Origin of the sequence: Streptomyces sp. NPDC053750 (assembly GCF_044544295.1) — a bacterium.
Taxonomy (GTDB): domain Bacteria; phylum Actinomycetota; class Actinomycetes; order Streptomycetales; family Streptomycetaceae; genus Streptomyces.
On the sequence record NZ_JBITXB010000012.1, the window covers coordinates 1 to 14,238 of the forward strand.

The 14,238-nt window shown below is 73.4% G+C and carries 14 protein-coding genes and 1 rRNA gene; 12 read left to right on the top strand and 3 right to left on the bottom strand.

All coding sequences use genetic code 11. The features are described 5' to 3' along the window. A 5S ribosomal RNA gene (gene rrf / locus ACIGO6_RS28875) occupies window positions 1-92 on the top strand; the annotation flags it as partial. Window positions 93-212: 120 nt separating this feature from the next. Here rrf and ACIGO6_RS28880 read toward each other — a convergent pair. Next, a complete protein-coding gene (locus ACIGO6_RS28880) occupies window positions 213-1,262 on the bottom strand; it encodes a hypothetical protein (protein WP_399881898.1) in 1,050 nt (349 codons plus the stop codon). 63 nt (window positions 1,263-1,325) lie between these two features. Here ACIGO6_RS28880 and ACIGO6_RS28885 point away from each other — a divergent pair, with 63 nt between their 5' ends. Next, window positions 1,326-2,081 (top strand): hypothetical protein, encoded by a 756-nt coding sequence (locus ACIGO6_RS28885; RefSeq protein ID WP_399881863.1) that lies wholly within the window; start codon window positions 1,326-1,328, stop codon window positions 2,079-2,081. Between the two features lie 74 nt (window positions 2,082-2,155). Here ACIGO6_RS28885 and ACIGO6_RS28890 read toward each other — a convergent pair whose 3' ends face one another. After that, on the bottom strand, window positions 2,156-3,448 hold the full coding sequence (locus tag ACIGO6_RS28890) for a DUF1015 domain-containing protein (RefSeq protein ID WP_399881386.1): 1,293 nt from the start codon (window positions 3,446-3,448) through the stop codon (window positions 2,156-2,158). Between the two features lie 71 nt (window positions 3,449-3,519). Here ACIGO6_RS28890 and ACIGO6_RS28895 point away from each other — a divergent pair, with 71 nt between their 5' ends. From ACIGO6_RS28895 to ACIGO6_RS28910, 4 genes are all read left to right on the top strand, one after another. Next, window positions 3,520-4,551: an HAD-IIA family hydrolase gene (locus tag ACIGO6_RS28895; RefSeq protein WP_399881388.1), complete on the top strand. Its 1,032-nt coding sequence runs from the start codon at window positions 3,520-3,522 to the stop codon at window positions 4,549-4,551. A gap of 92 nt (window positions 4,552-4,643) precedes the next feature. Continuing rightward, window positions 4,644-5,690, top strand: coding sequence for a FecCD family ABC transporter permease (locus tag ACIGO6_RS28900; protein ID WP_399881390.1), 1,047 nt, complete (start codon window positions 4,644-4,646; stop codon window positions 5,688-5,690). A 26-nt stretch (window positions 5,691-5,716) separates the two neighbouring features. Beyond that, window positions 5,717-6,751 carry a FecCD family ABC transporter permease gene (locus ACIGO6_RS28905; RefSeq protein WP_399881392.1) on the top strand — a complete coding sequence of 345 codons (1,035 nt, stop codon included), beginning with the start codon at window positions 5,717-5,719 and terminating at the stop codon, window positions 6,749-6,751. After that, window positions 6,748-7,635, top strand: a complete 888-nt coding sequence (locus tag ACIGO6_RS28910; protein ID WP_399881394.1) for an ABC transporter ATP-binding protein — start codon at window positions 6,748-6,750, stop codon at window positions 7,633-7,635. Before ACIGO6_RS28905 ends, ACIGO6_RS28910 begins: the two co-directional genes overlap by 4 nt. Here ACIGO6_RS28910 and ACIGO6_RS28915 read toward each other — a convergent pair. Then, window positions 7,619-7,966: an SCP2 sterol-binding domain-containing protein gene (locus ACIGO6_RS28915; RefSeq protein ID WP_399881396.1), complete on the bottom strand. Its 348-nt coding sequence runs from the start codon at window positions 7,964-7,966 to the stop codon at window positions 7,619-7,621. The genes ACIGO6_RS28910 and ACIGO6_RS28915 overlap by 17 nt on opposite strands. Window positions 7,967-8,007: 41 nt before the next feature. On the opposite strand from ACIGO6_RS28915, the gene ACIGO6_RS28920 reads away from it, so the two are divergent. From ACIGO6_RS28920 to ACIGO6_RS28945, 6 genes are all read left to right on the top strand, one after another. Further along, a complete protein-coding gene (locus ACIGO6_RS28920) occupies window positions 8,008-8,343 on the top strand; it encodes a hypothetical protein (RefSeq protein ID WP_399881398.1) in 336 nt (111 codons plus the stop codon). 7 nt (window positions 8,344-8,350) lie between these two features. After that, the gene (locus ACIGO6_RS28925; RefSeq protein WP_399881400.1) at window positions 8,351-9,166 is read left to right on the top strand and encodes a hemolysin; all 816 of its coding nucleotides are present in this window, start codon (window positions 8,351-8,353) and stop codon (window positions 9,164-9,166) included. Beyond that, a complete protein-coding gene (locus tag ACIGO6_RS28930; protein WP_311585013.1) occupies window positions 9,163-10,068 on the top strand; it encodes an NAD kinase in 906 nt (301 codons plus the stop codon). Before ACIGO6_RS28925 ends, ACIGO6_RS28930 begins: the two co-directional genes overlap by 4 nt. A gap of 222 nt (window positions 10,069-10,290) precedes the next feature. Next, complete coding sequence (gene recN / locus ACIGO6_RS28935; RefSeq protein WP_399881865.1) at window positions 10,291-12,009, top strand: DNA repair protein RecN; 1,719 nt, start codon at window positions 10,291-10,293, stop codon at window positions 12,007-12,009. Between the two features lie 20 nt (window positions 12,010-12,029). Next, window positions 12,030-12,791, top strand: a complete 762-nt coding sequence (locus tag ACIGO6_RS28940; protein ID WP_399881402.1) for a hypothetical protein — start codon at window positions 12,030-12,032, stop codon at window positions 12,789-12,791. A gap of 187 nt (window positions 12,792-12,978) precedes the next feature. After that, the gene (locus tag ACIGO6_RS28945; protein WP_399881404.1) at window positions 12,979-14,124 is read left to right on the top strand and encodes a glycosyltransferase family 4 protein; all 1,146 of its coding nucleotides are present in this window, start codon (window positions 12,979-12,981) and stop codon (window positions 14,122-14,124) included. Window positions 14,125-14,238 lie beyond the last annotated feature (114 nt).

Sequence of the window (14,238 nt, forward strand, 5' to 3'; positions counted from 1 at the left end):
CGCCCGGTTACATTCCGAACCCGGAAGCTAAGCCTTTCAGCGCCGATGGTACTGCAGGGGGGACCCTGTGGGAGAGTAGGACGCCGCCGAACAATCTTTGGGAAGGACCCCTGGTCCCCAGCGTTCAGCTGGGACCAGGGGTCCTTTCGTTTTTCCAGGGCGCACCGGGTACCCGGCTGCGCGAGAATGACTTGCGGTACCGAAGACAGGAGTCACCGATGTCCACCAACTCTCCCGACGATCGACCGGAGCGCGACCAGCGGCGACGGGACAGTGGTGACCGCGGTGATCGCGGCGGTCAGCGCGGGGACCGTGGCGGTTTCCGTCGCGACAACGACCGTGACCGTGGCGGCTTCCGCCGTGACGACCGTCGTGGTGATGACCGCGGCGGTCAGCGCGGAGGCTTCCGTAGGGACGACCGTGATCGTGGGCCGCGTCGTGATGACCGTGATCGCGGCGGTGACCGTGGGTTCCGTCGTGATGACCGGGGTGGCGATCGTCCGTCCTTCCGCCGCGACGATCGCGGCGACCGTGGCGATCGTCCGTCCTTCCGTCGTGATGACCGGGGTGACCGCCCCAACTACCGTCGTGACGACCGTGGCGAGCGGGGTGGCTTCGGCCGGCGTGACGACAGCCGTCGCGACGACCGCCGCGATGACCGCGGTGGCCAGCGCGGTGGCTTCCGTCGGGACGACCGGCGTGATGACCGTCGGGACGATCGTCGGGACGACACCCGCGGTGGCGGGTATGGGCGGCGTGACGACCGGGATCGTGGGCCGCGTCGTGATGACCGTGATCGCGGCGGTGACCGTGGGTTCCGTCGTGATGACCGGGGTGGCGATCGTCCGTCCTTCCGCCGCGACGACCGCGACGACCGCGGTGACCGGCCCTCCTACCGTCGTGATGACCGCCGTGATGACCGGCGCGACGACCGCCCGTCCTACCGTCGTGACGACCGCCGTGACGACCGCCCGTCCTTCCGTCGTGATGACCGTCGTGACGACCGCCGTGACGAGCGGGGCGGTGACCGTCCGTCCTACCGCCGCGACGACCGCCGTGATGACCGGGGCGACCGCGGAGACCGTGGTGGCTTCCGTCGGGACGACAACCGCGGGGAGCGCGGTGGGTTCGGTCGGCGTGACGACAGCCGTGGTGGCGACCGCGGTGGGTTCCGTGGCCGGGACGACCGTGGGGGACGTGGACCCCGGCGCGATGACCGGGGTGGGCGGCCCGGCGGTTTCCGCGGGCGGGACGACCGGCACGGCGGCGGTGGCCGTTTCCGCGAGGAGCGGGATCGTGACCGCGACCGTGAGCCGATCAAGCGCCTGCCGATCCCCGAGGACGTCACGGGCGACGAGATCGACAAGGACGTACGGCAGGAACTGCAGAGCCTGCCCAAGACGCTCGCCGAGGACGTCGCCAGGAACCTGGTGATGGTCGCCCGGCTGCTCGACGAGGACCCGGAGGCGGCGTACGGCTACTCCAAGGTGGCCCTGCGCCTGGCGTCCCGCGTCGCCGCCGTACGGGAGGCCGGCGGGTTCGCCGCGTACGCCAACCAGAAGTACGGCGAGGCCCTGGCCGAGTTCCGGGCCGCGCGGCGGATGACCGGGTCCGTGGAGCTGTGGCCGGTCATGGCCGACTGCGAGCGCGGTCTCGGCCGACCCGAGAAGGCGCTCGACATGGCGGGCGCCCCGGAGGTGCACAAGCTGGACAAGGCCGGGCAGGTCGAGATGCGGCTCGTGGCGGCCGGTGCCCGGCGTGACATGGGGCAGCTGGACGCGGCCATCGTGACGCTGCAGAGCCCCGAGCTGGCCTCCAATTCCGTACAGCCCTGGACCGCGCGCCTGCGGTACGCCTACGCCGACGCGCTGCTGGCCGCCGGTCGGGACCGGGAGGCGCGGGAGTGGTTCGCGAAGGCCGTGGAGTCCGACCGGGACGGCAGCACCGACGCCTCCGACCGGCTCGCGGAGCTGGACGGCGTGGAGTTCACGGACGCCCTGGACGAGCGCGAGAGCGACGGAGAGAGCTCCGCCGCAGAGCACGAGGACGAGGACCAGGCCGGGGACGACGAGAAGGCCTGAAGGACGTGGCATGACGACGAAGGGGCGGGACCGGTGTGCGGTCCCGCCCCTTCGTCATGTCGAGTCGTCGTCCGTCACGGGTCCAGCGTGCGCAGCACCAGGCCCGAGGCGGGCTTCGGCCCGAAGGACGTCGACTTGCGGGGCATCGTGACCCCCTGGCGGGCCAGGTCGCGGACGACCTCCTCGCGGACCGGGTGCATGAGGACCGCGGTACCGCCGTCGCGCTCCGCCTTCTCGACCGTGGCCGCCGTGTCGTGGATGTACGAGACATGCGCCGCGGAGTCGTCGGGGACGTGCCAGACCTGGGCGAGCAGCGTGGCGTGCAGGACGGTGGCGTCCAGGGTGCGCCAGGCCTCGGGGCGGTCGGCGGGGACCGTGCGGGCCAGCAGGTCGGGATCCGGACGGTCGACGAGGTGGAAGGAGCCGTCGCCCGCGAGGAGGAAGGCGTTGCCCGCCTCGGCGGCCTTCGCCAGGGCGGCCAGGGACTCCGGCAGGGGCGTTTCCAGGCGGCGGACACGGAAGTGGTTCTCGAGGGCGGCCACGGCGTCGCGCACCGGGAGTCCGTGCAGCAGGCGGTGGATGGCGCGGACCCGGAGCGGGTAGCGGGCCGTGTCGATCAGGAGGACGAGGCCGTGGTCCCAGGGGCTGGGGGAGGGGTGCTCGGCGCGGAGCGTTCGGTAGGTCGCCCAGCGGTGGTGGCCGTCGGCGATGAGGGCCTGGTGCCCGGCCAGTTCGGTCCGGACGCGGGCCAGGTCGTCGGGGTCGGTGACCGACCACAGGCGGTGGCAGAAGCCGTCCTCCGTGGTCGTGGAGAGAAGCGGCGGCTGTTCGGCGGTGCGTTCCACGAGGGTGGTCGTGGCCGTCGTGGGGCCGTCGCCGCGGTAGGTCAGGAGCAGGGGCTCGAGGTTCGCCGAGGTGGCCCGCATGAGTGCCGCCCGGTCGGCGACGATGTGCGGCATGACGTCCTCGTGCGGCAGGACGACCTGCTCGGAGGGGTCCGACACGCGCAGGGCGCCGATGATGCCGCGCTGGAGCATGCCTTCGCCGTCGCGCTGTTCGTAGACGTACAGGCCGGGTTCGGGGTCGGTGGTCAGGATGCCCTCCGCCCTCCAGCGCCGCAGGGTCTGGGCGGCCTGGTCGTTGCGCGCCTCCGGCGTGGCGGCCTGGGGCAGGATCAGGCGGACGATGTTGTGCGGGTCGGCCGACTCGAGGTGGAGCAGGCCGTCGGGGCGGACCACGACGTCGTAGGGCGGGGACGTCACGGCGGCCAGGCTGCCGACCCGGTCGGGGTCGTAGCGGAGGCCTCGGAACGGGGTGAGTTCCAGGCCCCGGCGCGCCGTTGCTTCCGGGTGACCTGCAGGGTTCATCCCGGCATCGTACGTGTGTCAGTGGCATGGGGGATGATCGGGGAAAGGCGTCGAACGAGGAGCGATGTGCAATGAGCCGGAGCGTCAGGACGAGTCCCGAGGGCAGTGGGCGGGGCCTGAGCGAGGCGTACGACACGGCGCTGCTCGATCTGGACGGGGTGGTGTACGCCGGGGGGAACGCGATCGCGCACGCGGTCGAGTCGCTCGCCACGGCCCGTGAGGCAGGCATGCACCTTGCGTACGTCACGAACAACGCGCTGCGGACCCCGGAGGCGGTGGCCGAGCACCTGACCGAGCTGGGGATACCGACGGGGGCGGACGACGTCATCACGTCGGCGCAGGCGGTGGCCCGGCTCATCGCCGAGCAGGTGCCGGCGGGTGCGCGGGTGCTGGTGATCGGCGGCGAGGGGCTGCGGGTGGCGCTGCGCGAGCGCGGTCTCGAGCCGGTGGATTCGGCCGAGGACGATCCGGCGGCCGTGGTGCAGGGGTTCGGGGGGCCAGAGCTGCCCTGGGGGCGGTTCGCGGAGGCCTGTTACGCCATCGCGCGCGGGGTGCCGTGGTTCGCCTCCAACACGGACCTGACGATTCCGGGCGCGCGCGGCATCGCGCCGGGCAACGGCGCGGCGGTGGCGGTGGTGCGGATCGCCACCGGGGCGGAGCCGCAGGTCGCGGGGAAGCCGTTGCCTCCCATGCACCGGGAGACGATCCTGCGGACCGGGGCGCAGCGGCCGTTGGTGGTCGGGGACCGGCTGGACACGGACATCGAGGGCGCGTTCAACGGGGAGGTCGATTCGCTGCTCGTCCTGACCGGTGTGACCGACGGGGCGCAGCTGCTGGCGGCGCCGCCGCAGCATCGGCCGACGTATGTCGACGCCGATCTGCGGGGGCTGCTCACCGGGCAGCCGGATGTCGTCGCGGACGCGGACGGTGGGTTCCGTTGCGGTGGCTGGACGGCGACGGCCGGTGAGGACCGGCTGGAGCTGGAGGGGGACGGTGCGGCGTTGGACGGACTGCGTGCGCTGTGTGCGGCGGCCTGGACCGCGGGCGGGGAGGCGGGGTGCGAGCTGGACCCGGGGAAGGCGTTGGCGCGGCTGGGCTTGTGAGCCGTCGTACGGGGAAGGAGCGCTCTCGAGGGTGCGGCGCGGCCGCGTGACGGGGATCTTGATCGATTGGCAGGGTAGGCTAACCTAACTGCGTGTTGGTCGACAGTCCCCCCGAACAGCGCGCGGAGACCGCCCCCGCGCCGCCCTCCAAACGCCGTGTCCTGCGTGCCGTCGGGCTGCCCGTCGCCGCGGCCGCACTGGTGTTCATCGCCTTGGCGAGTATCGCGGTCGGCGCGAAGGATCTGTCCCTGGCTCAGGTCTGGCACGGTCTGTTCCACGACTCGGGCACGTACGGCGACGTCGTGGTCGGTGAGCGGCTGTCGCGGACCGTGCTCGGTCTGCTGGCCGGCGCCGCCCTCGGGCTCGCCGGAGCGGTGCTGCAGGCGCTGACCCGCAATCCGCTGGCCGATCCGGGGCTGCTCGGCATCAACGCGGGTGCCTCCGCCGCGGTCGTCACGGCCATCACCTTCTTCGGCGTCACCTCGCTGACCGGTTACGTCTGGTTCGCCTTCGCGGGTGCGGCGGGGGTCGGCGCGCTGGTCTGGTTCCTGGGCGGCAGCCGGGGGGCCACGCCGGTGCGGCTGGTGCTGGCCGGCACCGCGATCAGCGCCGCGCTCTTCGGCTACCTCCAGGCCGTGATGATCATGGACGACGCGGCACTGGGCAGGATGCGCTTCTGGACCGTCGGCTCGCTGTCCTCGGCGACGAACGACACCATCCAGGAGGTGCTGCCGTTCTTCGTGGCCGGCACGGTGCTCGCCCTGGCGCTCGCCCGGCCGCTCAACGCCATGGAGATGGGCGACGACACCGCCAAGGCCCTCGGAGCCAACCTGAACCGGACGCGGGCGCTGTCCATGCTCGCCGCGACCGTGCTGTGCGGGGCGGCGACCGCCGCCTGCGGGCCGATCGTGTTCGTCGGGCTGATGGTCCCGCACATCGTGCGCTCCTTCACCGGCCCCGACATGCGCTGGATCCTGCCGTACGCCGCGATCCTGTCGCCCGTGCTGCTGCTCGGCGCGGACGTCCTCGGCCGGATCGTCGCACGGCCCTCGGAGCTCCAGGTCGGCATCGTCACCGCCGTGCTCGGCGGGCCGGTCTTCATCTACCTCGTACGACGGCGGAGGACGGCCCAGCTGTGAAGACCGCGAAGTCCGTGAAATCCGTGATGACCAGTCGCGCCGTGCGGAGCCCGGGCGGGCTCTCCCTCCGCCTCGACGTCCGCGTCGTCGTCGTCGTTGTCCTGCTGCTGGTCGTCGCGCTCGCCGCGAGCGTGGTGCTGATCGGCACCGGCGACTTCGAGATACCGGCCGCCGACGTGCTGAGGACCCTGGTCGGCCAGGGCAACGCGAGCCAGGAGTTCATCGTCAACGAACTGCGGCTGCCGCGGGTCCTGGTCGGACTGCTGGTCGGCGCCGCGCTCGGGCTGGGCGGTGCGCTGTTCCAGGCCATCTCGCGCAACCCGCTGGGCAGTCCGGACGTACTCGGCCTCGGGCAGGGCGCGACGGCCGGTGCCCTCACGATGATCGTCCTGTTCTCCGGCACCTCGGCCCAGGTCACCCTCGGCGCGCTCGTGGGCGGGCTGGTGACCGGCCTCGCCATCTATCTGCTCGCCTGGAAGCGGGGCGTGCACGGCTACCGGCTGGTCCTGGTCGGTATCGGCATGTCCGCGATCGTCACGGCGGTCAACGGCTATCTGCTCACCCGGGCCGACATCGTCGACGCCTCCCGGGCCGTCGTCTGGATGACCGGCTCCCTCAACGGCCGTGACTGGGACCAGGTCTGGCCCCTGCTCGCGCTGTGCGCCGTGCTCGTCCCGCTCGTGCTCACCAACGGACGGGCGCTGCGCATGATGGAGATGGGCGACGACGTCTCGTACGCCCTCGGCGTGCGCGTCGAGCGCGTGCGGGCGCTGCTGATGGTGGCCGCCGTGCTGCTCACCGCGGCCGCCACCGCCGCCGCGGGGCCGGTCAGCTTCGTCGCGCTCACCGCGCCGCAGCTCGCCCGGCGCCTGACCCGTTCGCCGGGCCCCAACCTGCTGCCGTCGCTGTGCATGGGCGCCGCTCTGCTGGTCAGCGCCGACTGGATCTCGCAGCGCGTCTTCGGCGCCGACCAACTGCCCGTGGGTGTGGTCACCGGCGTGCTCGGCGGGGTGTACCTGCTGTGGCTGCTGGTCACCGAGCGCAAGGCGGGCCGGATATGAGCGCCGGCGCCCGTACCCGCAGCGGGCTGAACAACCAAAGGAGCAATGTGAACCGCCTGACCGCCGAGAACGTCACCCTCGCCTACGACCAGCGGGTCATCGCGGAGAAGCTGTCGGTGGAGATACCCGACAACTCCTTCACGGTGATCGTCGGCCCGAACGCGTGCGGCAAGTCCACCCTGCTGCGGGCCCTGTCGCGGATGCTCAAGCCCACCCAGGGCCGGGTGCTCCTCGACGGGTCGGTCATCCAGTCGATGCCCGCCAAGCAGGTGGCGCGCACCCTCGGCCTGCTGCCGCAGTCGTCCATCGCGCCCGACGGCATCACCGTCGGCGACCTCGTCGGCCGGGGCCGCTACCCGCACCAGGGCATCCTGCGCCAGTGGTCGACCGAGGACGAGCGGGTCGTCCAGGAGTCGATGGCCCAGACCGGCATCTCCGAACTCGCCGACCGCTACGTCGACGAGCTCTCCGGCGGCCAGCGCCAGCGGGTGTGGATCGCCATGGCGCTCGCCCAGCAGACCCCGCTGCTGCTGCTCGACGAGCCGACGACGTACCTGGACATCCAGCACCAGATCGACGTCCTCGACCTGTGCGCGGAGCTCCATGAGGAGCAGGGCCGCACGCTCGTGGCCGTCCTGCACGACCTCAACCACGCCGCCCGCTACGCCACCCACCTCATCGCCCTGCGCGGCGGGGAGGTCATCGCCGAGGGCGCGCCGAAGGACATCGTCACGGCCGACCTGGTCGAGCGGGTCTTCGGGCTGCGCTGCCAGGTCATCGACGACCCGGAGACGGGTACGCCGCTGGTGGTGCCGGCCGCGCGCAAGGCCCGCGGCGCCGATGCCCCCAGGCTGGAGAAGGCGGCGGCTACAGAAGCTTCCTGAGCCGGAACAGGTCGCGCAGGCCCGCCTCCAGCTTCACCCGGCCCGAGCCCCAGGCCTTGGCGAAGTTCAGCTCGCCGGAGACCAGGGCGACCAGGTCGTCGCCGGTCATCGCCAGCCTGATCTCGGCCTTCTCGCGCGGCGGCCCCTCAAGGGTCTCGCGCACGTCGATACGGCCGTCCGCCATGCGTCCGGCGAAGGTGACGTCCAGGTCGGTGATGTGGCAGCTCACCGAGCGGTCCAGCTCGGCGGCCGCCCGCACGTTCCCTTCGCTGTTCTGCATGTTGTCCGAGAGCTTGTCGAGTGCGGCGCGGCACTCCTCAGTCGTGGCCATCGGACCGACCGTACCCCAGCGGTTCGCGGTAGCGTCGGGGCATGAGCGACGCAGTACCGGAGCCCCAGGAGGCGCAGGGAGCGCAGGAGGCGTACCCCGCGTACGAGCCCTCCGCGCCCGCCCCCCTGGACGTTCCGCGCGCCCCCACCGGAAACGCCGAGGTGGACGCACGGCTGACGCGGCTGGCCGACGCGGACCACCTGACCACGGACGGCCATGTCGAGGTGTACGAGGATGTACACCGGGGGCTGCGCGACGCGCTCACCGCGCTCGACGCCCGCCCGGGACCTCCGGCTCCCACCCGTCACCCGACCACCACCCCTCAACGGGGCCCTTCGGGCCCCGAGTCCGATTCGCCGTACGACCGCAGGAGCTGAACCGAACGTGGCAGGAGTCGCACGCCGCCGTCTCGACGCGGAGCTGGTCCGCCGCAAGCTGGCGCGCTCGCGCGAGCACGCGAGCCAGCTGATCGCCGCCGGGCGGGTCTCCGTCGGCAAGACCGTCGCGACCAAGCCCGCCACCCAGGTGGAGACCGCTGCCGCGATCGTGGTGACCGCCGACGACAGCGACCCCGACTACGTCTCGCGCGGCGGCCACAAGCTGGCCGGCGCCCTCGCGGCCTTCGTCCCGCAGGGGCTCGTCGTCGAGGGGCGGCGGGCGCTGGACGCCGGCGCGTCCACCGGAGGCTTCACCGACGTCCTGCTGCGGTCGGGCGCCGCGCACGTCGTCGCCGTCGACGTCGGCTACGGACAACTCGCCTGGTCTCTCCAGCAGGATGAACGCGTCACCGTCAAGGACCGTACGAACGTACGCGAGTTGACGCCGGAAGCGATCGATGGGGAGCCCGTGGACCTTGTCGTGGGGGATCTGTCCTTCATCCCGCTCGGACTGGTACTGCCCGCCCTGGTGCGGTGCACCCGGCCGGACGCCGATCTGGTGATGATGGTGAAGCCGCAGTTCGAGGTGGGCAAGGAGCGCCTCGGCAGCGGGGGAGTGGTACGCAGCGCGCAGCTGCGGGCCGAGGCGGTGCGGGGAGTCGCGCAGAAGGCCTGGGAGCTGGGGCTCGGGGTGATGGGGGTCACCGCCAGTCCGCTGCCCGGTCCCTCCGGGAACGTCGAGTACTTTCTGTGGCTGCGGGCCGGTGCCGACGAACTGGACCCGGCCGACGTTGACCGTGCAGTGGCGGAGGGGCCGCGTTGACACAGAACCGAGCGCGTACTGTTTTCCTGCTCGCCCACACCGGGCGTCCCGCGGCCATCCGCAGTGCCGAACTCGTGGTCAAGGGGCTGCTGCGGGCCGGGATCGGGGTGCGGGTCCTGGAGGCCGAGGCGTGCGACCTGCCGCTGCCGGACGAGGTGGAGCTGGTCGGGGAGGCCACCCCGCAGTGCCTCGACGGGTGCGAGCTGCTCATCGTGCTGGGCGGTGACGGGACGCTGCTGCGCGGCGCGGAGTTCGCCCGCGCCTCCGGGGTGCCGATGCTCGGCGTCAACCTCGGCCGGGTCGGCTTCCTCGCCGAGGCCGAGCGGGACGACCTCGACAAGGTCGTCGACCGCGTGGTGAGCCGGGCGTACGAGGTCGAGGAGCGGATGACCGTCGACGTCGTCGTGCACCGCAACGGCGACATCGTGCACACCGACTGGGCGCTGAACGAGGCCGCCGTGCAGAAGGCCGGCGCGGAGAAGCTGCTCGAAGTCGTGCTGGAGATCGACGGGCGGCCGGTGACGGGGTTCGGCTGCGACGGCATCGTGCTGTCCACGCCGACCGGGTCGACGGCGTACGCCTTCTCGGCCGGGGGGCCGGTGGTGTGGCCCGAGGTGGAGGCGCTGCTGATGGTGCCGATCAGTGCGCATGCGCTGTTCGCGAAGCCGTTGGTGACGTCGCCGGACTCCGTGCTCGCGGTGGAGGTGCTGCCTCATATTCCGCCGGGTGTTCTGTGGTGTGACGGGCGGCGGACGGTGGAGTTGCCTCCCGGGGCGCGGGTGGAGGTGCGGCGGGGGGCGGTGCCGGTGCGGTTGGCCCGGTTGCACCATGCTTCGTTCACGGATCGTCTGGTCGCGAAGTTCGCGTTGCCTGTGTCCGGGTGGCGCGGGGCGCCGCACTAGGCCTGACCCGGCGCGGCGCCCGGATCCCCGCGTTTGCGGGGAGCAACGGATCCGGAACTCGTCGAGTACGGATACGACCGGACCATCCCCGCGGCAGCAGGGAGCAATACTCGTGCAACGAGCGACCCGTCCGCAGGTGACGGCCTGCGGCTGCCCCGGTCGGGTGGGGTGGCGTCGCACAGCGCGGGCGAAACCTCGTATGGTCGGTGCGTGCTTGAGGAGATGCGGATACGGTCGCTCGGAGTCATCGATGACGCCGTGGTCGAGCTGTCGCCCGGGTTCACCGCTGTCACCGGTGAGACGGGTGCGGGCAAGACCATGGTGGTCACCAGCCTCGGGCTGCTCCTGGGCGGACGCGCGGACGCGGCGCTGGTGCGGATCGGGGCCAAGAACGCCGTCGTCGAGGGGCGCATCGCCGTGCCCGACGACGCCGCGGCGGCCGTGCGGGCCGAGGAGGCCGGGGCCGAGCTGGACGACGGGGCGCTGCTGATCAGCCGTACCGTTTCCGCCGAGGGCCGCTCACGGGCGCACCTGGGCGGGCGGTCGGTGCCGGTGGGGATGCTCGCCGAGCTGGCCGACGAGCTGGTGGCCGTGCACGGGCAGACCGACCAGCAGGGGCTGCTCAAGCTGTCCCGGCAGCGGCAGGCCCTGGACCGCTACGCGGGCGACGCGGTCGCCGGGCCGCTCGCGAAGTACGCCGAGGCCTACCGGCGGCTGCGGGCCGTCGCCCGTGAGCTGGAGGAGATCACCACGCGCGCGCGTGAGCGTGCCCAGGAGGCCGATCTCCTGCGTTACGGCCTCGAGGAGGTCTCCGCCGTCGAGCCGCGGGCCGGCGAGGACGTGGAGCTGGCCCAGGAGGCGGAGCGGCTGGGGCACGCCGAGGCGCTCGCGTCGGCCGCCACCGTGGCGCACGCCGCGCTGGCCGGCAACCCGGAGGACCCCGAGGGCCTCGACGCGTCCACGCTGGTCGCGGGTGCGCAGCGGGCCCTGGACGCCGTACGGGGGCACGACCCGGCGCTGGCCGCGCTCGCCGAGCGGATCGGCGAGGTCGGGATCCTGCTGCGTGACGTGGCCGGGGAGCTCGCCGGGTACGCCGACGACCTGGACGCCGACCCGCTGCGGCTGGCGGCGGTCGAGGAGCGGCGGGCCGCGCTGACCGCGCTGACCCGGAAGTACGGCGAGGACGTCGCCGCCGTGCTGACCTGGGCCGAGCAGGGCGCCGCGCGGCTGACCGAGCTGGAGGGCGACGACGAGCGGATCGGCGAGCTGACCGCCGAGCGGGACGCGCTGCGAGAGGAGCTGGGCGGGCTGGCGCAGGCGCTGACGGACGCGCGGACGGAGGCCGCCGAGCGGTTCGCCGCCGCGGTGACCGCCGAGCTGGCCTCGCTCGCCATGCCGCACGCGCGCGTGTCGTTCGAGATCCGGCAGACCGAGGACCCCGAGGGCGTGGAGGTCGGCGGGCGCACGGTCGCGTACGGGCCGTCGGGCGCCGACGAGGTCGAGCTGCTGCTCGCCCCGCACCCCGGCGCGCCGCCGCGGCCGATCGCCAAGGGCGCGTCGGGCGGTGAGCTGTCGCGCGTGATGCTGGCCGTGGAGGTCGTCTTCGCGGGCACGGACCCGGTGCCGACGTACCTCTTCGACGAGGTCGACGCCGGTGTCGGCGGCAAGGCGGCGGTGGAGATCGGGCGGCGCCTGGCACGGCTCGCGAAGAGCGCGCAGGTCGTGGTCGTCACGCATCTGCCGCAGGTGGCCGCGTTCGCCGACCGGCAGCTGCTGGTGGAGAAGACCAACGACGGCTCGGTGACCCGGTCCGGCGTGAAGGTGCTGGAAGGTGAGGAGCGCATCCGGGAGCTGTCCCGGATGCTGGCCGGTCAGGAGGACTCGGAGACGGCCCGCGCACACGCCGAGGAACTGCTCGCGACGGCTCGGGCGGACGCGTAGCGGTCCCGTAGGGTGGCCCGGTGATCAACCGCGCTCGCCGGACCGGCTCGTCCTTCGCCCTCGCCGCTGCCCTCACGCGCACCGGTCTGACCGCGCTGCGCGTCACGGCGCCGGGCGGGCGGGAGCGCTGGGAGCGGAAGAACCACGCCGGACGGACCGTGGGCCTGTACGCCGGGCCCACCTGCGCCGTCGCAGCGGCGGTGGGCACCGCGCGGGTGCGGACCGCCGCCGGGCTCGCCGTGCTCGCCGCCGGGGTCTGCGGGGCCTACGACGACGTGGTGGGCGCCCAGGACCCCCGGCGCGGGTTCCGGGCGCATCTGGCGGCGCTGCGGGGCGGCGAGGTCACCAGCGGGGCGGTGAAGCTGCTCGGGGTGTCCGCGGCCGGGCTCGCCGCCGGTGCGGCGATGAAGGAAAGGCCGCTGGACAAGGTGCTCGCGGGTGTCGTCGTCGCCGGGGCCGCGCACTTCGTCAACCTGGTGGACGTACGCCCCGGGCGGGCCGGCGCGGCGGTCCTCGCGCTCGGTGCGCCGGGGCTGGTGCGCAAGGGGCCCGGTGCGCGGACGGCCGCCGTCGCCATGGGAACCGCCGCGGCCGTACTGCCCGACGACCTCGCCGAGCGCACGATGCTCGGCGACACCGGAGCGCACGCGCTGGGCGCGACCCTCGGCATCGCGGTGGTGGCCGGGAACGGCAGGGCGGGGCTCCTCGCGCACGCCGTCGCACTCGTGGCCGCGGCAGTGTGCGGGGAGAAGGTGAGCGAGGCGGCACGTTCACTCGTGTGAGTGAATCGACCCTGTCTCGTTGCCCCGAGGGTCGCCCGCGCACGACGGTCGTCGTTCCCGGAACACCCGTACGGCCTGGCATCCTTGACGGAGCAGGGCCCAGGAAACCGCGGGGTGCACGCTCTCCGCACCATCCTTCTGTACGTTCTTCGTGACCGTCCCCCGCCGAACCAGGAGTCCCGGCCGCGTGACCCCCGTGAGCAGCCCCGCACCGCACGGTCAGTCGCAGCTGCGCACCGTGCAGGTGCTGGGCGGCGGCAACGCCGGCAGCAGCGCGCACGTGCGCTCCCTGGCCGCGGGGCTCGCCGCACGGGGCGTGAAAGTGACGGTGTGCGCCCCCACCGATGCGGAGCACACCTACGACTTCACGGGCGCCGGAGCCGACCACGTGCACGTGCCCCGCAGCAGCGACCCCGTCTCGGTGGCCGCGCTGCGGACGGTGTGCGCGGACGCCGACCTGGTCCACGCGCACGGGCTGCACGCCTCGTTCCGCGCCGCGCTGGCCCTCGGCGGGCGCCGGGTCCGTACTCCGCTCGTCGTCACCTGGCACGACCGGGTCCACGCCGAAGGGGCGCGCGCCCAGCTGCTGCGCGTGCTGGAGCGGCGGGTGATGAAGGCGGCCACCGTGGTCCTCGGCGCCACCTCGGAGCTGGTCGACCGGGCGCGGCGGACGGGCGCGCGGGACGCCCGGCTCGGCCCGGTCGCGCTCCCCGCCCGGGCGTGCCGGCCGGCCGACCCCGAGGACCCCGACCGGCTGCGCCCGAAGGTCCGGGCCGAACTCGGCGCCATCGGCCGCCCGTTGCTGATCGCGGTCGGCTCCCTGGAGCGCCACCGGGGCTACGACGTCCTGCTCGACGCCGCGCGCGTCTGGCGCCGCCTCGACCCCGTGCCGCTGGTCGTCGTCGCCGGAGAGGGCCCGTTGCGTGCGGAGTTGCAGCGTCGGATCGAGGACGAGCGGCTGCCGGTGACGCTCGTCGGCCGCCGCGACGACGTCGGCGACCTGCTGGCGGCGGCCGACCTCGTGCTGCTGCCGAGCCGCCGGGAGGCGCGCTCCCTCCTCGCCCAGGAGGCGCTCCACGCGCGCGTGCCGCTCGTCGCGAGCCGTGTGGGCGGCATCCCCGAACTCGTCGGCGACGCCGCGGAACTGGTCCCGCACGGGGACGCGCAAGCGTTCGCCGACGCCGTCGTCCGGCTGCTCGACGACCCCGCGCGGCGGGAGGTGCTGCGGGACCGGGGCGTACGGCAGGCGGCCACGTGGCCGACCGAGGACGAGACCGTCGCCCAGGTCCTCAGCGTCTACGACGAGTTGACGCAACCCACGCCGCTGCTCTAGGGCCTGTCTGACAATTCCCGCCTGCCCCGCGGCGTCTGGCACGCACGCTCGCCGCGTTGCCGAACCGCCCACGTGGCTCCGCCACGAGGGCGCTCCGGCGCCTTGCGATCGCAC

Coding starts and splice junctions, on each gene's coding strand:
- ACIGO6_RS28895 (WP_399881388.1), top strand. CDS start 3,520: ATGAGCCGGAGCGTCAGGACGAGTCCCGAGGGCAGTGGGCGGGGCCTG.
- ACIGO6_RS28910 (WP_399881394.1), top strand. CDS start 6,748: ATGAGCGCCGGCGCCCGTACCCGCAGCGGGCTGAACAACCAAAGGAGC.
- ACIGO6_RS28905 (WP_399881392.1), top strand. CDS start 5,717: ATGACCAGTCGCGCCGTGCGGAGCCCGGGCGGGCTCTCCCTCCGCCTC.
- recN (WP_399881865.1), top strand. CDS start 10,291: ATGCGGATACGGTCGCTCGGAGTCATCGATGACGCCGTGGTCGAGCTG.
- ACIGO6_RS28890 (WP_399881386.1), bottom strand. CDS start 3,448: ATGAACCCTGCAGGTCACCCGGAAGCAACGGCGCGCCGGGGCCTGGAA.
- ACIGO6_RS28915 (WP_399881396.1), bottom strand. CDS start 7,966: ATGGCCACGACTGAGGAGTGCCGCGCCGCACTCGACAAGCTCTCGGAC.
- ACIGO6_RS28920 (WP_399881398.1), top strand. CDS start 8,008: ATGAGCGACGCAGTACCGGAGCCCCAGGAGGCGCAGGGAGCGCAGGAG.